This window comes from Pantoea sp. SGAir0175 (assembly GCF_043547855.1).
The window spans coordinates 2997505-3015723 of record NZ_CP028081.1 but is presented as its reverse complement, the minus strand read 5'-3'; the positions used below and the strand labels follow the sequence as shown (position 1 = coordinate 3015723).

At 53.6% G+C, this 18219-nt stretch carries 23 protein-coding genes; 13 read left to right on the top strand and 10 right to left on the bottom strand.

Annotation, left to right across the window (positions count from 1 at the left end):
• Nucleotides 1-27 precede the first annotated feature (27 nt).
• Together C1N56_RS14180 and C1N56_RS14175 are read left to right on the top strand one after the other, a co-directional pair.
• Nucleotides 28-321 carry a hypothetical protein gene (locus tag C1N56_RS14180; protein ID WP_394516786.1) on the top strand — a complete coding sequence of 98 codons (294 nt, stop codon included), beginning with the start codon at nt 28-30 and terminating at the stop codon, nt 319-321.
• A gap of 126 nt (nt 322-447) precedes the next feature.
• On the top strand, nt 448-660 hold the full coding sequence (locus C1N56_RS14175; RefSeq protein WP_394517480.1) for a LuxR C-terminal-related transcriptional regulator: 213 nt from the start codon (nt 448-450) through the stop codon (nt 658-660).
• A 314-nt stretch (nt 661-974) separates the two neighbouring features.
• Here C1N56_RS14175 and C1N56_RS14170 read toward each other — a convergent pair whose 3' ends face one another.
• Together C1N56_RS14170 and C1N56_RS14165 are read right to left on the bottom strand one after the other, a co-directional pair.
• Nucleotides 975-1142 (bottom strand): hypothetical protein, encoded by a 168-nt coding sequence (locus tag C1N56_RS14170; protein ID WP_394516785.1) that lies wholly within the window; start codon nt 1140-1142, stop codon nt 975-977.
• 260 nt (nt 1143-1402) lie between these two features.
• The gene (locus tag C1N56_RS14165; protein WP_264441546.1) at nt 1403-1588 is read right to left on the bottom strand and encodes a toxin-antitoxin system HicB family antitoxin; all 186 of its coding nucleotides are present in this window, start codon (nt 1586-1588) and stop codon (nt 1403-1405) included.
• A 308-nt stretch (nt 1589-1896) separates the two neighbouring features.
• On the opposite strand from C1N56_RS14165, the gene C1N56_RS14160 reads away from it, so the two are divergent.
• From C1N56_RS14160 to C1N56_RS14150, 3 genes are read left to right on the top strand one after another with little or no spacing between them, the layout of a single operon-like run.
• Nucleotides 1897-2022 (top strand): hypothetical protein, encoded by a 126-nt coding sequence (locus C1N56_RS14160; protein ID WP_394516784.1) that lies wholly within the window; start codon nt 1897-1899, stop codon nt 2020-2022.
• Nucleotides 2023-2079: 57 nt separating this feature from the next.
• Nucleotides 2080-2448: a hypothetical protein gene (locus C1N56_RS14155; RefSeq protein ID WP_159378402.1), complete on the top strand. Its 369-nt coding sequence runs from the start codon at nt 2080-2082 to the stop codon at nt 2446-2448.
• Nucleotides 2445-3812, top strand: a complete 1368-nt coding sequence (locus C1N56_RS14150; RefSeq protein ID WP_394516783.1) for a helicase RepA family protein — start codon at nt 2445-2447, stop codon at nt 3810-3812. Before C1N56_RS14155 ends, C1N56_RS14150 begins: the two co-directional genes overlap by 4 nt.
• A gap of 363 nt (nt 3813-4175) precedes the next feature.
• Here the strand turns inward: C1N56_RS14150 and C1N56_RS14145 are convergent, their stop codons facing one another.
• Nucleotides 4176-5081, bottom strand: a complete 906-nt coding sequence (locus C1N56_RS14145) for a LysR family transcriptional regulator (protein WP_101826943.1) — start codon at nt 5079-5081, stop codon at nt 4176-4178.
• Nucleotides 5082-5179: 98 nt separating this feature from the next.
• Here C1N56_RS14145 and C1N56_RS14140 point away from each other — a divergent pair, with 98 nt between their 5' ends.
• From C1N56_RS14140 to arsH, 4 genes are read left to right on the top strand one after another with little or no spacing between them, the layout of a single operon-like run.
• On the top strand, nt 5180-5707 hold the full coding sequence (locus C1N56_RS14140) for a GNAT family N-acetyltransferase (protein ID WP_014606056.1): 528 nt from the start codon (nt 5180-5182) through the stop codon (nt 5705-5707).
• Nucleotides 5704-6930: an MFS transporter gene (locus C1N56_RS14135; RefSeq protein WP_394516782.1), complete on the top strand. Its 1227-nt coding sequence runs from the start codon at nt 5704-5706 to the stop codon at nt 6928-6930. The genes C1N56_RS14140 and C1N56_RS14135 overlap by 4 nt, the downstream gene beginning before the upstream one ends.
• A 48-nt stretch (nt 6931-6978) precedes the next feature.
• Complete coding sequence (locus tag C1N56_RS14130; protein ID WP_028722790.1) at nt 6979-7311, top strand: ArsR/SmtB family transcription factor; 333 nt, start codon at nt 6979-6981, stop codon at nt 7309-7311.
• A 5-nt stretch (nt 7312-7316) separates the two neighbouring features.
• A complete protein-coding gene (arsH, locus tag C1N56_RS14125; RefSeq protein WP_028722789.1) occupies nt 7317-8030 on the top strand; it encodes an arsenical resistance protein ArsH in 714 nt (237 codons plus the stop codon).
• A 66-nt stretch (nt 8031-8096) separates the two neighbouring features.
• Here arsH and arsC read toward each other — a convergent pair whose 3' ends face one another.
• The 4 genes from arsC to cadR all read right to left on the bottom strand — a co-directional run bounded on the left by arsC (nt 8097) and on the right by cadR (nt 11024).
• A complete protein-coding gene (gene arsC, locus C1N56_RS14120; RefSeq protein ID WP_028722307.1) occupies nt 8097-8525 on the bottom strand; it encodes a glutaredoxin-dependent arsenate reductase in 429 nt (142 codons plus the stop codon).
• Nucleotides 8526-8568: 43 nt separating this feature from the next.
• Nucleotides 8569-9858: an arsenic transporter gene (locus C1N56_RS14115; RefSeq protein WP_019106253.1), complete on the bottom strand. Its 1290-nt coding sequence runs from the start codon at nt 9856-9858 to the stop codon at nt 8569-8571.
• Between the two features lie 90 nt (nt 9859-9948).
• Nucleotides 9949-10302 carry a metalloregulator ArsR/SmtB family transcription factor gene (locus C1N56_RS14110; RefSeq protein ID WP_394516781.1) on the bottom strand — a complete coding sequence of 118 codons (354 nt, stop codon included), beginning with the start codon at nt 10300-10302 and terminating at the stop codon, nt 9949-9951.
• A 263-nt stretch (nt 10303-10565) separates the two neighbouring features.
• Nucleotides 10566-11024, bottom strand: coding sequence for a Cd(II)/Pb(II)-responsive transcriptional regulator (cadR, locus tag C1N56_RS14105; protein ID WP_033755771.1), 459 nt, complete (start codon nt 11022-11024; stop codon nt 10566-10568).
• A 193-nt stretch (nt 11025-11217) separates the two neighbouring features.
• Here cadR and C1N56_RS14100 point away from each other — a divergent pair, with 193 nt between their 5' ends.
• On the top strand, nt 11218-13734 hold the full coding sequence (locus C1N56_RS14100) for a heavy metal translocating P-type ATPase (RefSeq protein ID WP_394517479.1): 2517 nt from the start codon (nt 11218-11220) through the stop codon (nt 13732-13734).
• A gap of 419 nt (nt 13735-14153) precedes the next feature.
• Complete coding sequence (locus C1N56_RS14095; RefSeq protein WP_394516780.1) at nt 14154-15713, top strand: recombinase family protein; 1560 nt, start codon at nt 14154-14156, stop codon at nt 15711-15713.
• A 99-nt stretch (nt 15714-15812) separates the two neighbouring features.
• Here the strand turns inward: C1N56_RS14095 and C1N56_RS14090 are convergent, their stop codons facing one another.
• Complete coding sequence (locus C1N56_RS14090; protein ID WP_394516779.1) at nt 15813-16262, bottom strand: carboxymuconolactone decarboxylase family protein; 450 nt, start codon at nt 16260-16262, stop codon at nt 15813-15815.
• 449 nt (nt 16263-16711) lie between these two features.
• On the opposite strand from C1N56_RS14090, the gene C1N56_RS14085 reads away from it, so the two are divergent.
• The gene (locus C1N56_RS14085; RefSeq protein WP_264441539.1) at nt 16712-16963 is read left to right on the top strand and encodes a hypothetical protein; all 252 of its coding nucleotides are present in this window, start codon (nt 16712-16714) and stop codon (nt 16961-16963) included.
• Nucleotides 16964-17496: 533 nt separating this feature from the next.
• Nucleotides 17497-17817: an ASCH domain-containing protein gene (locus tag C1N56_RS14080; protein ID WP_264441538.1), complete on the top strand. Its 321-nt coding sequence runs from the start codon at nt 17497-17499 to the stop codon at nt 17815-17817.
• On the opposite strand, the gene C1N56_RS14075 is transcribed toward C1N56_RS14080, so the two are convergent.
• Together C1N56_RS14075 and C1N56_RS14070 are read right to left on the bottom strand one after the other, a co-directional pair.
• A complete protein-coding gene (locus C1N56_RS14075) occupies nt 17800-17985 on the bottom strand; it encodes an Ltp family lipoprotein (RefSeq protein ID WP_394517478.1) in 186 nt (61 codons plus the stop codon). The two genes, C1N56_RS14080 and C1N56_RS14075, sit on opposite strands and share 18 nt — an antisense overlap.
• A gap of 83 nt (nt 17986-18068) precedes the next feature.
• Nucleotides 18069-18197, bottom strand: coding sequence for an Ltp family lipoprotein (locus C1N56_RS14070; protein WP_394516778.1), 129 nt, complete (start codon nt 18195-18197; stop codon nt 18069-18071).
• Between the last annotated feature and the right edge of the window lie 22 nt (nt 18198-18219).

Below are 18219 nucleotides of genomic sequence, written 5' to 3'. Positions count from 1 at the left end.
ATTCTTATCGGGCAGGATCTTCCGGTTGTGGTCAACCTGAGAAAAAACATTGAACAAAAAGATATGTGGCAGATCGTGAAGTACCGTCTCGATGAGGGGAAGCTATGTATACAAAATCCCAGTGCCAAAGTTTTTCGTTTTGTTCCGACGATGAATTCGGATGAAAAACACATCACCGTGACGTTTAAGAAATCCTACGTATTACCGGGTGAAGAAATGTGTTCTGCGTCCTCCGGTCAGTTACTTCATGGCATGCATCTCAATATAGTGAGCGTCAGCGACTACAACTATCAGTTAAAAAGCAACAAAGTCATATTATAGGCGTTGTTATAAATGAATATTTAAGAAACTTTCAGTTTAAGTGAGGGTGTTTTGCTTATCGTAAAAGGGATTCATGGAAAAAGCGTGGTACTTAGTGACGTAGAAACTATCGTCATCTGGTTTATCATGACGGGCTTAAAGCTGGAGTATATCGCGTACCGCGTCGGTATGAGACATCAATCGGTAAGTTATTTAAAGCGCAGAATCATGCGAAAGCTCGGTGCAAAAAATAATAATGAACTGATCGTCTGGTATATATCCCAGCGTCGTGGGTTAAGTCTCAGTGATGTCAAAAAGGCCATGTTGAAACCCTTCAATAAAGGGGGGCGGTGTGCCTGATTAGCCAGACTTTTAACGGTAACATACCTTATTGTCAGACAAAACGTTCCCGTTCAGATCAGCCATACCATTGGACATGTATTATCGAAACTTTCACATAATGCATGTCCATTTCGTGGCACTTTGGTAGAAGCCTGGCATTCTGGCACTGTGGGGTAGGGGCAGAGCGCGTTCACAGGCAACCGAGGTGGTGAGACCGCGTATTTTTCTGACCACACAAGGCTGCTCGTCTTAGGGAATATTACTCTGTTTTTCAACGCGTGAGATTATGTGTTCTGCAACTCAAAACGACCGGCTTTTACGTCTGCAGATCATTAAGCCTGGCCTGATCCAGGCCATTTTTTTGCCATCTCCTTCATCTCGTGTTCCAGCTCTGAAAGCCAGTCATTATCCTGTTCGACGTGCTGCGGGCTTGTTCTGTTACTGTTATCGGTGTTTACGGGTTTTCCAGGTAATTCACTGTCGTTCTCATTATGCTTCATCTGCACACTCCTCTCTTTAAAAGGATTTTCGGCAGAGAAAGAAATGTGTGCAGTGAATATACAAATCTTTTCGCATAACCCGACATTACGGCTGGCGGAACCTTACCTGTTCAGTCAGGTTTAGATGCAATTCTGACGTCTGCACGCCTTACTCAGACCGCGTGAATGTATCTGAGCTGTCTCAGCTAACGTTGAGATGATCCGGGATAAGTTTGTTATGGCTTCGGGATATACGCACTTGCTGGTGTTTGCTGTCAGGGTCAGCCTTTGGGCTCAATGCCCTGTCGCTTCAATTCTTTCCTTGCCAGTTCTTTAAACCAGTTCCCCAGGCTTGTTCCATCTTTTGCAGCGGCAGCCTCAAGCTGTTCTTTTAGTTCCGGATTAATTCGCATATGGAATGGAGGTGACTTTCCGTTACCTCTGGACTGGCTATCTCGTGTTGACATGTGCACACCTATGAATGTAGGTTCTCTTTTAGGTGTACACACTAACATGTGTGCACCTATTGAGACAACGCCCCGGACTGTTGGAGCAGTACCGAGGCGTCTGACCAAACCGTTAATAGGAGTAACAGTTATGGCTGTGAACAAGCATACCCAAACTCGTCCCAGATATCAGCACCGCTTCCTGGCCGTTTCGCGTCAGGACCGGTCTGTGCCCCCGTTCCGTCTCTGCACCGGTGCCGGCTCAGAGCAGAATATCCGCTGCCTTACCCTCTCCCCCGCGGACCCGCTGCCCGTTCAGGAGGCCCGAAATGCGTGAGCCCATGGATTTAGATCAGGCTGAATTCCAGGCCGAGATGGCCACCTCGCTGTTTGAAGTGATTATGGACAAGGCCTGCCGGGAGTGCTCCCCCAGCTGCGGCACCTCATCAGCCTAGCCTGCGACATCAACTTTGAGATTTACCGCGCGCTCAGGGCTGACGGAGGAAAGCACCATGATCAGTAACGTGAAGTTTAACGAGCTGGCCAGCCGGGTGGAGGCGCTCACTGCGCGCGTCGGGGACCTGGAGGCCAGCCTGAACGCGCTGGTGGATTCACAGGGCGGCACCATTCCGCCCGGCATGGCGCCGGTCAGCACGCTGGCGGCGGAGTTTGGCATCTCGACCAAAAAGGCGGAGGAGCTGGCAAAAAACGCCGGCGTGATGCTGGTGCGGCACAGGGCCGGAGGCTATCTGGTGCCGGACGAAAAATTCCGTGAGGCGGCCCGGCTGGTGCTGCGTGCGGCCAAACGGAAGTACGGCTCGGCGTACTGGTACCACCCGCTGATTGGCAAATTCCAGATGAGCGGAGGCCTGCCGAAATGAGCCATCCCCTGCGGCTTACTGAGCCGCTTTCCGACGCGCTCTTTGCCTGCGTCTATCTTTGGGCGCACGGACGCCCCTGCAGCCGCTCTGAGCTGGAAAAGGCCGCCCGCCAGCATCACGACCCGGCAACCCGCTGCGGCAGGCTGGTGGTGCGGCTGATGCAGCTGCACGGCATGACCTACGAAGACCTGTGCGACGCCGGCTACCTGGGCACGGACGCTGAGCAGGTGAAGGCGCTCCGCCGCTCGGTCGTGGCGGAAATCCTCGGCACGGAGGCGCTGAATGCCTGCCTGCGCGACACCGGGCGCATTCAGCGCGTCTTCCCTGCGGCAGACGCGACGAGGACCCGGCTGCCGCTGTCGCGCGGCTCTGAGGGCTTCGACGCCCGGCAGGACTATGTGATGAAGCACGTCCTGCCCGCGCAGGCGCTGTGCAGCATCTACGGCCCCAGCGGCTCGTTCAAAAGCTTTCTCGCCGTCTCCTGGGCCTGCCATATTTCGGCGGGCCTCCCCTGGGCAGGCCACAGAGTTAACCGCGGCGCGGTGCTGTATATCGTGGGTGAGGGGGGCATCGGCGTGCCGCGCCGCATCCGCGCCTGGGAGCAGGTTTATAAGCAGCGCGTGGAAAACGTCTGGCTGGTAAACCGCCCCGTCTTTCCGGTGCGTCAGTCAGAGGTGCAGGAGGTCATCCTGGCGGCAGGGCAGATTGCGTCAGAGAGCGGTCTGCCGGTGCGGCTGATTGTCATCGACACCCTGGCGCGCTGCTTTGGCGGCAATGATGAGAACGATGCCCGCGATATGGGGGCGTTCATAGAGGGCTGTGACGATATCAAGCGGAAGACCGGCGCCACGGTGCTGGTGGTGCACCACTCAGGGAAAGACGAGGCCAAAGGGGCGCGGGGCTCCAGTTCGTTCCGTGCGGCGCTGGACGCTGAGTTTCAGGTGAAGCGCGAGGATGAGAACATCGCCCTGATACTTTCCTGCACCAAAATGAAGGACGCTGAGGAGCCGAAGCGCCGGGCGTACGACCTGGAGCCGGTCAGGCTGTTTACGGACGAAGAGGGAGAGGAAATCCACTCGCTGGCCGTGCGGGATGTGGCCCGCGATGTTAATGATCACGATCCACATTTATCCAGTATCCCGAACCTGAGTGAAAACCATGCCACTCTGTGGGCGCTTATCCGTAGCCGGACTGAAAACGGTGATGCCTGTACCCGTGCATTACTGCGTGATGACATGAAAGCCATGGGTATAGATGTCAGCAAAAACTTCAGTCGCTGGCTGGCCAAGCTTGAAAGCCATGGGATGGTAACAATCAACGATGAAGAAATAACAATTATCAGCTGCCGGAAAAGTGAGGGATAAAGTGAGGAGTGGTGAGGGGGAGGTGCGGAATTTAACCTCTGCTCCTCACTTTTCATGTATATATGCGGAAAAAGTGAGGGACGGTGCGGAAACCCTTGGTATGACTGGCTTCAGAGCGATTTTTCGAAAAACAGGTGCGGAAAAAGTGAAGGGCAAAAAAGTGAGGGAGAAAGTGAGGAGGTGTGAGGGAAGCGCGGAGTGTCAGCTTGCTTGCACATTGCTGGCCTGACATTAAAGCTCATTCAGGAAAGCTCAGGCAGAATATCCGCTTTGTGCCAGAAGCGGACGTTGGTAGCTGGTAAAAGCTGTAGTGATACTTCGCCGGAGAGAGTAGACCTGTCCGGTTTAGATATCGAAGAATATTTATCTGATTTCGTTTTTTGCAAAACTGCTGTTTAGGTTTTTCAGCACTTCATTGATACCTCTGCTTACAATCCGGTCTTCCCGCATGACTGTCCCGAGAGTCCGGTGAAGAGAGGGCGTCACAGAGTAAAGATCGAGCCCCGATCTTTCCTCAATGCATGCAACGGACATTCTGGGAACAATGCTGTAGCCAAGACCGGCACGGACCATTCTTTTAATAGCTTCGATACTGCCAAGCTCCATGACCGGGCAGGCAATATGTCCCGTCTCCCGGAACCACTGGTCAATCAGGGCGCGTGTCCCGCTTCCCGGTTCAAAGATAATCAGCGGCAGCGGCAACAAAGCGCCCGGATTCCATATTTTCGCACTCGGCTCTGATGCATCCTTTTCCATGATGACAACAAACTCATCCGTACCCAGCGGGATGATGCTCAGGTTTTTACCTGCAGCTGGCAGAGTCACCAGGCCAATATCTATACGATTTTCCTCCACGCCCCGCACTATATCGGAAGTGTTACCTGTGCGTACGTCCACCTTCAGCAGGGGATGGGCCTGCCGCAGTTGCTGTAGTAAGGGGGGAAGTAAATGAATACAGGCCGTTGCGCCTGTGCCAACAGTAACAGTGCCGGTTATCTCATCAGAATGCTGGCACACCGATTCAACTGCTGTACTTACCACTGCATCAATTTTCATGCTGTGCTCAACGAGAGTCAGCCCGGCTGGCGTGGGCCTTACTCCCCGGCTGGTTCGCTCAATAAGCCGGACCTGAAGCGCCTGCTCCAGTTGTCTTATATGCAGGCTCACTGCCGGCTGCGACAGACCAAGTGCTTCAGCCGCCCCGGAGAAACTGCCCCGGCTGACGACCAGTCTGAAAGTAGCCAGGTGATCGAGGTTCAGGTTTGTCATGCCAAAATTTTCCTTATGCCGCTGATAAGTCCTGCTGCCTGTCTGAAATTGTTCATTCCGGTTAGTCTCTGCTTATGACCGCAGAAGGAGCCGTACCGATGGAAATAACCGAAGCAGATGAACGACATATTCCTGCCATCCAGCAGATTTATGCTTATCACGTATTGCATGGCACCGCCACTTTTGAAACTGAACCGCCGGATCCGGCTGAAATGACAGCCCGCCTGAAAAAGGTGCGTGCAGCAGGACTGCCCTGGTTTGTGGCTGTTGAGGACGGCAATGTCCGCGGATACTGCTACCTGTCACTCTACCGGGAACGGTGTGCCTACAGATTCACCCTGGAGAATTCTGTATATATTGCCCCCAATTTTCAGGGCCAGGGGATCGGAAAAAAGTTGTTATTGAGTGCGGTCACATGGGCAGAGGACCGTAGCTTTCGCCAGCTCGTGGCCGTAGTTGGAAACAGCGAAAATAGCGCCTCTCTTGCCCTGCATCGCGCGGCAGGCTTCAGCATTACAGGAACGCTCAGATCTGTGGGCTTCAAGCACGGACGCTGGCTTGATACGGTCATCCTGCAGCGTACGCTCGGGCAGGGCGACGCCACATTTCCGGAGAGCACGGGTTGACTGACGGGTATCTGACAGGCCGCACCATTTTCTGCATTGGCATGACGCAGCTAATCAACTGGGGTATCACATTCTATATGCCGGGGGTCTTCGGGACCGCCATCATGTCGGAGACAGGCCGGTCACCAGTTGTGACATTCTCCGGGCTGACTATTGCCATGCTTGTTATGGGGCTTGTCTCGCCACTTACCGGCCCCCTTATAGCACGTACCGGCGGGCGTACGGTGATGATGGTGGGAACCTTCGTCATAGTCCTCGGTTGTTTTCTGATGGCTTTTACCCATTCAACCACATCGTGGGTTGCCGTCTGGCTCCTGATGGGAGCTGGCATGCGACTTGCCCTGTATGATGCCGCATTTGCGCTGCTTGTAGAAATTGCAGGCGCAGAGGCCCGCCGGGCAATCACCCTGGTCACACTGCTGGGTGGTCTCGCGTCAGTCGCGTTCTGGCCTGCTGGCGCTGCGCTACTGCACTTTACCGACTGGCGGCATGCCATTATCGTTTACGGCTGTGCAGGCATTGTCAGCCTGCTTTTTTTGACCACCGTTCCGGCAGGTTATCGGCGTCAACCTTCCGTTGCCGGGCAGCCCGCTCTTCAGGCGATCGGACCAGCAGAAGACCGGAAAGCCTTTATCAGCGGCCTGTGGTACGCCACGTTGATAGCGCTGATAAGCTTTGTTTCCACCGGCGTGTCCGCTCATTTTCCTCAGATACTGGCCGCTTATGGTATGCCCGCCGTAGCGGGTATGTTGTGGGGGGTGGGACAGGTGAGCGCCAGACTGCTGGACGTGGCTTCCGGTGCACGTACTTCAGCGATCCGTCTGAGCCTGTTTACCGGCATTATTCTGCCATTATGCTTTTTGGTTGGCCTTGCAGGGAATGTTACCCCGGTGGCTACAGCCATCTTTATTCTGAGTTACGGGGCTGTAAACGGACTGAGTACGATCATTAAGGCCGTCCTGCCTCTTGTGCTATTTGATCCGCAGCAGTATGCCCGTAAAACAGGCTTACTGCTGTCACCCGCTTTTTTGCTCGCGGCGCTCGCGCCGTCAGTTTACGCCATACTGCTGGAGCAATACGGCACACCCGGCACGCTGCTTTTATCTGCCATCCTTACCCTGTTCATCACGGCGATTTCCATAGTGATCTGGCGTCGTCATCCTTCCTCTGCTGGACCGAACCGGGATAAGGGCGAGCCATCCATTCCGGGGAAAAATATTTGACGCTGATTATATTTCTATTATTCTGGAAATATAGTTCAAAGAGGGCGTATGGATTTAAAAACAGCAGCAAATGCGCTTCGGGAGCTGGGGCACCCGACCCGTCTTAGCGTATACCGGGAGCTGGTGAGAGCGGGTCATGACGGCCTGCCAGTCGGTGTTCTGCAGAAGCGCCTCGGTATTCCGCCCTCCACGCTCAGTCATCATATTTCGGCGCTGATGTCCGCGGGCCTGATCAGCCAGGAACGGCAGAGCCGTACCTTGTTTTGCAGACCTTGCTATACGCAGCTTGAACAACTGATGGCCTTTCTTACTGAAGAATGCTGCGCAGGCAGTAGCTGCAGCCTGTCACCCGCGACGACTCACAAAGAGACCTCATTGTGAATAACATGAACGATACCCTGAAAAATGTTGATACTTCACTCCTGGACGTGCCGCTGACGGAAGATAAGCTGAGGGCTGCAGAAGTGGCGCACCCGCCCCGCATTCTGATGCTCTACGGCTCGCTGCGGGAACGATCTTATAGCCGGCTGACGACGGAAGAAGCCGCCCGGCTGCTGACGGCAATGGGTGCAGAGGTCAAAATTTTTAATCCGTCCGGTCTGCCGCTGCCTGATGATGCCCCTGAAACGCATCCCAAAGTTGTGGAACTGCGCGAACTGGTTCTCTGGTCGGAAGGCATGGTATGGTGCTCCCCGGAGCGTCACGGCGCTATGACCGGCATCATGAAGGCGCAGATTGACTGGATACCGCTGACGTCAGGTGCGGTTCGCCCGTCGCAGGGAAAAACCCTGGCTGTCATGCAGGTCAGCGGCGGCTCGCAGTCTTTCAACGCAGTTAATCAGATGCGCATTCTGGGGCGCTGGATGCGTATGATTACTATCCCGAATCAGTCATCCGTGGCAAAAGCCTGGGCTGAATTTGATGAAGATGGTCGCATGAAGCCTTCGCCTTACTACGATCGCATCGTGGACGTAATGGAGGAGCTGATGAAGTTCACTCTGTTGACGCGCGGGCGCAGTGACTACCTGACCGATCGCTACAGCGAAAGGAAAGAAAGTACCGCGCAGCTCTCTGAGCGGGTTAATCAGCGCAGTATATGAAAAAAGCCGGCATCTGCCGGCTTCTGTTTTTGCGTCTCCCTTCCTGCCGGCAGCACACTGAAAAAATCAGTGGCTCATCCGGTTTCCGTGTTCATCAATGACTTTTTCGCCGTCCTCTTTCGTAAATGCTCCCTGCTGCGGGTCAGGCAGAATGTCCAGAACCGCTTCAGACGGACGACAGAGTCTTGTGCCGAGCGGCGTCACAACCACGGGGCGGTTTATGAGGATAGGGTGAGCCAGCATCGCATTCAGCAGTTCATCATCGTTGAACCGGTCTTCTGCCAGCCCCAGCTGCTCATACGGCTCTGTATTTTTGCGCAGCAGGGCGCGTGCGCTAATACCCATATCAGCTATCAGCTTTTTAAGCTCGTCGCGGGATGGTGGCATCTCCAGATACAAAATCACTGTTGGCTCCACGCCACTGTTACGGATAAGCGCCAGAGTATTACGGGACGTTCCGCAGGCCGGATTGTGATAAATAGTGATATCAGTCATAAACGGTACTCCGTTAAGGAGCTGCACAGACGCAGCCCCGGGGTTAAGGTTGAAAAGACAGGCGCAGGGCCAGCGCCGCCAGCGTCACAAAAAGTACCGGCAGGGTCATCACAATGCCCACGCGGAAGTAGTAGCCCCAGCTGATGGTGATGTTTTTCTGAGCCAGCACGTGCAGCCACAGCAGTGTCGCCAGGCTGCCGATGGGTGTGATTTTCGGGCCGAGATCGCAGCCGATGATGTTGGCGTATACCATTGCCTCTTTCACCACACCCTGAGCCGTGCTGCCGTCAATCGAAAGCGCGCCAACCAGCACGGTAGGCATGTTGTTCATTACGGAAGAGAGTGCCGCAGTCAGGAAGCCGGTGCCAAGTGTGGCACCCCAGACGCCGTGCTCAGCAAAACGGTTCAAAGCAGCAGAGAGGTAATCCGTCAGGCCGGCGTTACGCAGGCCATATACCACGAGGTACATGCCCAGCGAGAAAATGACTATCTGCCAGGGCGCGCCTTTCAGCACTTTGCGGGTGTCGATAACCTGTCCTTTTTGGGCAACCAGCCAGAGAACAAACGCCCCTACCGCTGCTACCAGGCTGACCGGTACTCCAAGGGGCTCAAGGCCGAAAAATCCGACCAGCAGCAGAAGTAAAACAAACCATCCGGCCCGAAAGGTGCGCATGTCGCGTATAGCTTCCGCTGGCGCTTTCAGCTTCGCCAGGTCATAGGTTGCCGGGATCTCTTTGCGGAAAAACAGATGCAGCATCACCAGCGTAGCCACCACGGAAGCAATATTCACCGGCACCATGACGGAAGCATACTCACTGAAGCCCAGCTTAAAGAAGTCCGCCGTGACGATGTTGACCAGGTTCGACACGATTAGCGGCAGGCTGGAAGTGTCAGCGATAAAGCCCGCTGCCATTACAAATGCCAGCGTGGCAGCCGGACTGAAGCCCAGCGCCAGGAGCATGGCAATAACGATTGGCGTCAGGATAAGCGCCGCGCCGTCATTGGCGAACAGCGATGCCACTGCCGCGCCCAGCAGAATAATATAGGTGAACAGCAGTCTTCCTCTGCCGCCTCCCCAGCGGGAAACATGGAGTGCTGCCCACTCAAAAAAGCCGGACTCATCTAACAGCAGGCTGATGATGATGACCGCAATAAACGTGGCCGTCGCATTCCAGACAATCTGCCATACGGCAGGAATATCACCGATATGCACCACGCCGGTCATTAGCGCCAGAGCGCCCCCGATAACGGCACTCCAGCCAATACTCAGTCCTTTCGGCTGCCAGATAACCAGTACCAGCGTCAGAACAAAAATCGCACCCGCCAGAAACATATACTCTCCTTTAATACTGCACCTGTCAGGCCTGGCGCAGAGAACTTAAAAATATACATATGGGAAAACACATATGAATAGTTAAAAAATTTAAATGCAGATTGGCTTGCCGTTGGTGGTTACATTGTCCCGCTCAGCCTGCTGGCTGAGCTGCAGGATGTCATCCCGCTGGCACAGATAAGCCTGTTCAATTACAGCTGCCGCCCAGACGGGCATATGAGGTGACAGTCGGTAATGAATCCACTTGCCATCACGCCTGTCGATAAGCAGACCGGCGTCCCGGAGTAACGCAAGATGACGGGAAATTTTTGGCTGATATTCTCTGAGAGTAGTTGTGAGTTCGCAGACGCAAAGTTCTCCTTTTTCCCGCAGCAACAGCACCAGACTGAGCCGTGTTTCGTCAGAAAGCGTTTTGAAAAGCTGTAGAGGATTAAGCTGAAGCATTACAACTCCTGTTTAACAAACAGTGAGCAGTATCGCTAAGTAGGGGGTAGCGAGCAACTATACATTCGGTAAAACATATATTTTTGGTGGTTTTTTATCTTGCAGGTCAGATATAGAGTACGTCGATAAATAAGTTGTAATCGATCAAGGTCCGCTCCTCGCTCATAGCGGACCTCCAGCTCAGTCAGCATGTCCGCTCTGTGCCAGAAGCGGACGTTATCTTTTAATTAAAACGGCTCGTTACAGAGCCTGCTCTTAAAAAATTAATGCGGATGGCTGCCGGCAAGATGGCCAGAAGAAATAACGGGAAGGACATCATCCGACTCATCTGCCTGCTCCAGTTCGCGCAAAATGCCACAGTCGCGCGTTGCACGGTTGGCGTTACAATGACTCTGCAGCTCGCACAACTGCGTTTCCAGCATATTAAGTTCACGAATACGGGCCTGTACATGAAGAAGGTGCTCGTTTATCAGGTCGTTAACCATACCGCAATCTGCATCAGGCTGACTGCGTGCCTGCAGCAGCACCCGGATTTCTTCATGGGTCATATCCAGCGCCCGACAGCGGCGGATAAACATCAGTCTTTCCAGATGGGCACTGTCATAGTGACGGTAGTTATTTGCCTGGTCACGTAATGCTGCCTGCAGCAGCCCCTCACGCTCATAATAACGCACCGTCTCTACCGGACAGCCTGCCTGCCGGGCCAGTTCGCCAATTTTCATAACTTTTTCCTTGTACACTTGACCCTGTAGTTACTTCAGGGTCTTTAATGCCAGTATATGCTATGAACGAGATAAAAACATGAGTGACTGCTGTAGTAATAACAAGTGCGGTTCTGCCGCGTCCGGAGAGCGGACATCCGTCAGCTATACCTCTGCTGCCACGGCAGACGCCTCCGGAAAAACTTCGCAAAAAATGGCTGATGCCTCACCGGACTGTTGTAGTGCCGGAAGCTGCTGTTCATCGGAGAGTCTGAGTCAGCCTTCCGGGCCAGTGGCAGAACGCGACGGGAGCGATAGCGTTCAGACACGTCTGCGCATCGTGCAGATGGACTGCCCGACGGAAGAGACGTTGCTTCGTAAAAAACTCACAAAACTGTCTGACGTCAGTGAGCTTGAATTCAATCTGATGCAGAGGGTACTTACCGTGACCCACTCGCCGCAGGCACTGGAGCCGGTACTACAGGCGGTGCGCTCTCTGGGTTTTGACCCGGAACTGGCTGATAAAGTCACCCGGCCTGCCGGCATCAGTTGTTCAGGCAGCAAAGCGGAAAGCGCCTGCGGTTCCTGCTGCGCACCTGCGGCTGTCACTTCCGGTGAGCTGCAGGCACAGCAGTTGACCGCTGACGGAGTGCGTACCAGCATCCGCATCAGGCAGATGGACTGCCCGGTAGAAGAGGGCATGATCCGTAAAAAGCTGGACGGTATGTCGGCCGTTAAGGAGCTGGATTTTAACCTTATGCAGCGCGTTCTGACGGTCGTTCATGCACCGGGTACGCTGGAGCCGGTTCTGGCCGCCATTCGTTCGCTGGGCTTTGAACCTGAGCTCTCTGACAGCAGCGGGCGGCACGCGGCTACTGAGGAAAAGAAAAATCCCTGGTGGCCGCTGGCACTGGCCGGCGTTGCGGCAGCGGCGGCCGAAGCTATGCACTGGACAGGCATGCCGGAATGGCTGGAAGCAGTTCTGGCCCTGGCCGCTGTTGGTGCCTGCGGCCTGTCTACCTACAAAAAGGGCTGGATTGCGCTGCGTAACGGCAATCTGAATATTAACGCCCTGATGAGCATTGCTGTAACCGGGGCGCTGGCGCTCGGGCAGTGGCCGGAAGCCGCCATGGTAATGGTGCTGTTCACGATCGCGGAACTGATTGAGGCGAAGTCTCTTGACCGCGCCCGCAATGCTATTGGCTCCCTGATGACGCTGACGCCTGAAACAGCCACGATTCAGCAGCCGGACGGTTCCTGGACAGTGGCAGATGCCAGATCTGTACCCCTTGACAGCGTGGTCCGGGTAAAACCGGGTGAGCGTATCGCCCTTGACGGCAGGGTTGTCCGAGGCAGGACCAGCATCAACCAGGCACCCATTACCGGCGAAAGCCTGCCGATCGAAAAAGGAGAAGGCGATCCGGTTTTCGCCGGGACGGTTAACGGCTCCGGTGGTTTTGAATACCGGGTAACGGCTGCTGCCGGAAATACTACACTCGCACGCATCATTCATGCCGTGGAGGAGGCCCAGGGGGCAAAAGCCTCTTCGCAACGCTTTGTTGACCGCTTTGCACAGGTTTATACCCCCGTGGTGTTTGCAATCGCGGTTGCGGTTGCCATCCTCCCGCCACTGATGGCAGGTGAAAGCTGGCACGAGTGGGTTTATAAGGCGCTTGTCATGCTGGTTATCGCCTGCCCCTGCGCGCTCGTCATTTCCACGCCAGTAACTATCGTCAGCGGCCTGACGGCGGCAGCCCGCCGGGGGATCCTGATTAAAGGTGGCATTTATCTTGAAGAGGGCAGAAAACTGAAATGGCTGGCGCTCGACAAAACTGGCACGCTGACGCACGGTAAACCTGTACAAACGGATGTGATTATCTATACCTGGGTTGCCGAAGATGAAGGCCGCAGACTGGCTGCGAGTCTGGCGGGTTACTCCGATCATCCGGTTTCGCAGGCCGTGACGGCAGCATTAGAGGGTTCGCAGCGTTATGACGTTGAGCGCTTTGAAGCTCTGCCGGGCCGCGGGGTGCGGGGTGTCATCAATGACAGAACCTACAGCCTCGGGAATCTGAGACTGGCTGACGAAACGAGCAGCTGCCCGGAGACTGTCAGGGCGACGCTCAGGGAACTGGAGTCCGCTGGTAAAACGGTCATCCTGCTCTGTGACAGTCATCAGGTACTCGGGCTGTTTGCAGTGGCAGATACAGTCAAAGAAAGCAGTCGCGAAGCGGTGAGCCAGCTGCACGGTCTGGACGTCCGGACACTCATGCTGACCGGAGACAATTCGAGTACAGCGCAGGCCATTGCCGTTCAGGTCGGTATCGATGAAGCCCGGGGTAACCAGTTGCCTGAGGACAAACTGCGCGCCATTGAAACACTTACGGCTCAGGGTACCACTGGCATGGTAGGCGACGGCATCAATGATGCGCCGGCGCTGGCTCGCGCCGATATCGGCTTTGCCATGGGCGCGATGGGCACCGATACCGCCATCGAAACCGCTGATGTTGCCCTGATGGACGATGACTTACGTAAAATCCCTGCCTTTGTCCGGCTTTCAAAACAGACTTACAGCATTCTGGTACAGAACATCGTTATGGCAATTGGCATCAAAGCAATATTTCTGGCCCTGACCATTGCCGGCATGGGAACCATGTGGATGGCTGTATTTGCCGATGTGGGTGCAAGTCTGCTTGTTGTGGCAAACGGCCTGCGCCTGTTGCGTAAATAGCTGGTTATTATGTTGCCCGCTGGCTAACGGCGGGCAACGTCTGCTTTTCGCTCATAGCAGACACTGGCGCATATCATTCCTTTTATTAATATAATGCCATTCAATTTTTTCGCAGCGGTTAAGCACCAGGCCGGCATTAAGTTATCCCGTTTGGGGTAATTCGACTGTAGATAGCAAGCGTTGACTCATGACTAATGGAATATGCAGCGGCTAAAACCACCTCGCCATCGACTTGACTGACATGTTAGAAACCCGTTTATAAATATCGACGACCGCCTTCGTGAACCAGCTTTGTTTAAGCCGTGCACGGAGAGAGAAGTCCCGTCCTCGCATGCAAGGCCATCCTTAACGATAAAAACGCCAGACTATTAAAACTGATGATGTGCCTGCCTTCACATAACCTGAGCGACACAAGTGTCATGCTGTCACGATATGAAGGAGATCATCATGATAAAGAAGCCATAGCTTATGTGAGATTTTCAAATGCTTCCCAGCAGTACGGTGACTCCCTGCGGCGTCAGAACGCACTCATTTCTGAGTGGTTGTCCCAGCATCCGGATTATGAGCTCGATGAAACAACCTACCAGGATCTGGGTCTCAGTGCTTACAGCGGTATGAACGCCACCCGCGGCGCGCTTTACGACTTTCTGGACGCTGTAGAGCACGGCTACATTGCTGCAGGAACCGTTCTTCTGGTAGAGAGCCTGGACAGGCTTTCACGTGAAAAAATCAGCGATGCCACCGAGCGGCTGAAGAGCATCCTGCGGTCCGGCGTCGAAGTAGTCACGCTGTGCGATCATACCCACTACAGCATCGACTCGCTTGATGACCCCTATGCCCTTATTAAAGCTATCCTCATCGCACAACGTGCGAATGAAGAGAGCGAGACGAAGTCACGACGCATGCGTGCGGCCTGGCAGAAAAAACGGGAAGATGCGGCGGCAACCGGAAAGCTCATTACGCGCAGCTGCCCGCGCTGGCTGACTGTTTCGCCTGACGGTGAGAAGTTTGAGCTGATTGAAGAACATGCCAGAACCATTAATGTGATATTCAGGCTCAGGCTTAAAGGCTCCTTACTCAATGGCATCACGAAAACGCTCAATGAACGCGGCGTTCCAACCTTGACGGGGGAAATCGGGCGATGGAATCCCAGCACCATTGAAAGTCTGCTTGGCAATAAGGCCCTGACAGGCACGTTTACTCCGTCTTATCAGACGATGGCAAAAGGAGTAAGCGAAATCAGCGGGTATTTTCCTCAGGTGGTTCCGGACAAACTCTTCCACGACGTGCAGGGCGTCCGTCTCGCCCGATTCGGTAACCCTGGCGTCAGCGACAATCCTTACCTCATTAATATTTTCAGATCGCTGATGTACTGCGGAACGTGCGGGCACTCCATCATTTTGACCAGCGTCGACAAAAAGGGCCGGGGCTATTACGCCTGTCCAATGAGGCGCCTGAAACGCTGCAACGAACCGGCCATACGCCGTGATCACGTTGATGCTGCCCTAGTGGACGTCCTGCTGTGCAGCATGGATATGCTGCAGGCAAACGGAACCGTCGTGGGCACCGCCAGTCGGCTAGAAAACCGTCTGGTCGAACTCAACTTTAGCATCAACCGGCTTATCGCCGCGCTCCAGATTGCTCCGGACGTTCCGGAGCTGGCAATGAAAGTGCGGGAACTGAGCAAAGAGCTACGGGCGGGTGAACTGAAGTTGCGCGCCCTCAGAAGCAGAGGTGTAGCAGGTTCCAAAGATTGGATCGCCGCACTGAACCTCGCCGACAGGCGCAACCGTGAACGATGCCGTGACTACGCCGCCCGACACATAGATAAGCTGTTTCTGCATACCGCAGAAGGGCGTTGCGACGTGCACCTTCTTAATGGGATCAAGCTAATCAACTTCCCGCTAAAGAAAAAACTTCCCGTTTCATCCTTCATCAGCAGTCTTGCCTACATGTGCGGAGACACGCTGATATTCTGATCCGCCCCCCTCTACGGACTGGCAAGTATCGGTCCGCTTTGTGCCAAAAGCGGACTTTAATACGGCTCCAGAGTCTATTTTAGGAGTAGCTTACATCTGTCAGGCTTTAGCTAGCGGCTTCATTCGAAAACTAATCCCCATACGATTAATGGCATTCATAGTGGCAATAACAATGGTAAGTTCAACCAAATCTTTTTCACCGAATACAGAAAGCGCTGCGGAATATGCTTCATCAGAAGCATGCGTTTCACTTACACGGGTAACTTCTTCCGCCCATGAGAGCGCAGCTTGCTCTATACCCGAGAATAAATAGGTAGATTCTCTCCAGACAGGCACCAATACAATCTTCTCGACGGACATGCCACTCTTAATAAGATCGCGAGCATGTATATCTATACAGTGTGCACAACCATTGATCTGTGAAACTCTTAAAAAAATTAAATGAATCAGATCATCTGGCAAACTTGTCCCGGTAATGGCGTAATTATGGATCGCTCCTATAGCCTTGCCACCCTCAGCGGAAACTTGAAACCAGTTTGGACGCTTCATCCTTATATCCTCTTATTGAGATGTTTAAGTAAGTATTTGTTAATCATCATGGTCTGTCACAGAACCGCTACGACTGAATTTAAATTCGTACGTCTGCTCAGACATTGTGATATTAGCCATTAAAGTCGTAGATAAAAGAGGCAAGAAATGAGTTAAACGGTAGGACAATCATAGGGGGAGCTCGTCCAGTAAAAGAGGGAAACCATTTTCTGAAAGCAATCATTTTGTGCTGAAAAAACCACGATAATGTCCGTTTCTCGCGCATAGCGGACAGCAGATAATACTGCTCCAAAAGGTGCCAGCCTTGCAGCAAAGCTGGTGGCTTACCGCTCAGGTAAAGACGAGGCTACAGGGGCGCGGGGCTCAAGCGCGTTTCGCGCGGCGCTGGACGCTGAGTTTCAGGTGAAGCGCGAGGATGAGAACATCGCCTGATACTGACCTGCACCAAGATGAAAGACGCTGAAGAGCCGAAGCGCCGGGCGTACGACCTGCAGCCGGTCAGGCTGTATACGGACGAAGAGGGAGAGGAAATCCATTCACTGGCCGTGCGGGACGTGGCCCGGGAGGCTGATGAGCGCGAACCAGAACTGGCCGGCGTGCCGAACATTACAGGAAATCATATGGCACTCTGGCAGGCTATTCGCAGTCGTATTGCCAGCCAGGAGGCATGTACAAAAATGATTGTACGCGACGACCATTAAAGCAATGGGGATTAATACCAAACACTTTACCCGCTGGCTGCAGAAGCTGACTGATGATGATCTGATTATCCAGAACGGTGATCACCTTACGCTCCATTCACATCATAAAAGTGGGTAAAAAAATGGGGAAGCGGTGAGGAAGGTGGGGAGCGTGCCCCCGGATTCCCCACTTTTTCCCTGTATATACCCGGAAAGTGGGGAGAACCCCTGAAACCCGCACCAGTACTGGGCTGAGCAGGGTTTTGAAAAAAACAGGTGGGGAGCAAGTGGGGAACTGAAAAAGTGGGGAGCAAGTGGGGAGAAGTAAGAGAGGTTTAAATGGCGGTGCTTACACACTGCTGGCATGACGTTAAGGCTCACTAAGGAAATCTGGGCAGAATATCCGCATTGTGCCAGAAACGGACGTTTAGAAGATACGCTTTGCTTTTTTTATCAGCTAACTTGTATAAGATTACATTCGACCCACTAGTCAAAAACCGATATTACTTACTGATCGTTATATCCATTACTTAGTGCAGGTCACCGGAGGTGATATGACATTGCAGTATCTTGAAATCGTGTCTCGTCTGCTTCCGGACGTTCGCGCAGGCAGGAAGCGTCATACCATCCGATGGCGGGAATGCGAGATTGTGCCGGGCCCTATGCTTTACGTAAACGCGCAGGATGCCTATGACACGGTCATGGTATGTGTGACGCAGGTTGAAAAAATGCCGCTTTTTGACGTTGCGGCCAGGCTTGGAAAAAGTGTGGAATGGCCGGATGCATTACTGCTAGAAGGGATGCGTGAGCACTACCCGCGCATAGAGATGGATTCCGAAGTTGCGGTCATATACCATTTACCGCCTACGTCGTAAGTTTGTAGCCGAGAATTCGGTGGTTCGAGGGTAAACGTCACTCAAACCACATCGTTTTTTAGCAGCCACCTGCCTGTATTGTCCGTAGGTTGCTTGCTCAACTGTATATGTGTCTCCGGCACATGAGGAGAGTTGCTGAATCAGGCCTTTGCATGAGAAGCCCTTCATGTTGAGATACTGCTTCGCAATTTCACCGCCTCCTGATTCCAATCAATATTCAGGTTGTCCACTGCTACCGAAGTGTCAGAAATCTAGAAACTATCTTCAGCATCCGATGAAAGTTGTTGAATAAGTCCGTTTCGTGAGAAGGCTTTCCTACTGAGAAATTGCTTCGCAAATCTAACGGCATTATTTTGAGGCCCAGTCAAATTGTTTAACATCAGTGATTCCAGACGTTGCAAA

Excerpts from the sequence above, each read along its gene's own strand:
- C1N56_RS14175 (WP_394517480.1), top strand. The coding sequence starts at position 448 with ATGACGGGCTTAAAGCTGGAGTATATCGCGTACCGCGTCGGTATGAGA.
- C1N56_RS14170 (WP_394516785.1), bottom strand. The coding sequence starts at position 1,142 with ATGAAGCATAATGAGAACGACAGTGAATTACCTGGAAAACCCGTAAAC.
- C1N56_RS14165 (WP_264441546.1), bottom strand. The coding sequence starts at position 1,588 with ATGTCAACACGAGATAGCCAGTCCAGAGGTAACGGAAAGTCACCTCCA.
- C1N56_RS14160 (WP_394516784.1), top strand. The coding sequence starts at position 1,897 with ATGCGTGAGCCCATGGATTTAGATCAGGCTGAATTCCAGGCCGAGATG.
- C1N56_RS14155 (WP_159378402.1), top strand. The coding sequence starts at position 2,080 with ATGATCAGTAACGTGAAGTTTAACGAGCTGGCCAGCCGGGTGGAGGCG.
- C1N56_RS14150 (WP_394516783.1), top strand. The coding sequence starts at position 2,445 with ATGAGCCATCCCCTGCGGCTTACTGAGCCGCTTTCCGACGCGCTCTTT.
- C1N56_RS14145 (WP_101826943.1), bottom strand. The coding sequence starts at position 5,081 with ATGACAAACCTGAACCTCGATCACCTGGCTACTTTCAGACTGGTCGTC.
- C1N56_RS14140 (WP_014606056.1), top strand. The coding sequence starts at position 5,180 with ATGGAAATAACCGAAGCAGATGAACGACATATTCCTGCCATCCAGCAG.
- C1N56_RS14130 (WP_028722790.1), top strand. The coding sequence starts at position 6,979 with ATGGATTTAAAAACAGCAGCAAATGCGCTTCGGGAGCTGGGGCACCCG.
- arsH (WP_028722789.1), top strand. The coding sequence starts at position 7,317 with ATGAACGATACCCTGAAAAATGTTGATACTTCACTCCTGGACGTGCCG.
- arsC (WP_028722307.1), bottom strand. The coding sequence starts at position 8,525 with ATGACTGATATCACTATTTATCACAATCCGGCCTGCGGAACGTCCCGT.
- C1N56_RS14115 (WP_019106253.1), bottom strand. The coding sequence starts at position 9,858 with ATGTTTCTGGCGGGTGCGATTTTTGTTCTGACGCTGGTACTGGTTATC.
- C1N56_RS14110 (WP_394516781.1), bottom strand. The coding sequence starts at position 10,302 with ATGCTTCAGCTTAATCCTCTACAGCTTTTCAAAACGCTTTCTGACGAA.
- cadR (WP_033755771.1), bottom strand. The coding sequence starts at position 11,024 with ATGAAAATTGGCGAACTGGCCCGGCAGGCAGGCTGTCCGGTAGAGACG.
- C1N56_RS14100 (WP_394517479.1), top strand. The coding sequence starts at position 11,218 with ATGGCTGATGCCTCACCGGACTGTTGTAGTGCCGGAAGCTGCTGTTCA.
- C1N56_RS14095 (WP_394516780.1), top strand. The coding sequence starts at position 14,154 with ATGCTGTCACGATATGAAGGAGATCATCATGATAAAGAAGCCATAGCT.
- C1N56_RS14090 (WP_394516779.1), bottom strand. The coding sequence starts at position 16,262 with ATGAAGCGTCCAAACTGGTTTCAAGTTTCCGCTGAGGGTGGCAAGGCT.
- C1N56_RS14085 (WP_264441539.1), top strand. The coding sequence starts at position 16,712 with ATGAAAGACGCTGAAGAGCCGAAGCGCCGGGCGTACGACCTGCAGCCG.
- C1N56_RS14080 (WP_264441538.1), top strand. The coding sequence starts at position 17,497 with ATGACATTGCAGTATCTTGAAATCGTGTCTCGTCTGCTTCCGGACGTT.
- C1N56_RS14075 (WP_394517478.1), bottom strand. The coding sequence starts at position 17,985 with ATGAAGGGCTTCTCATGCAAAGGCCTGATTCAGCAACTCTCCTCATGT.
- C1N56_RS14070 (WP_394516778.1), bottom strand. The coding sequence starts at position 18,197 with ATGTTAAACAATTTGACTGGGCCTCAAAATAATGCCGTTAGATTTGCG.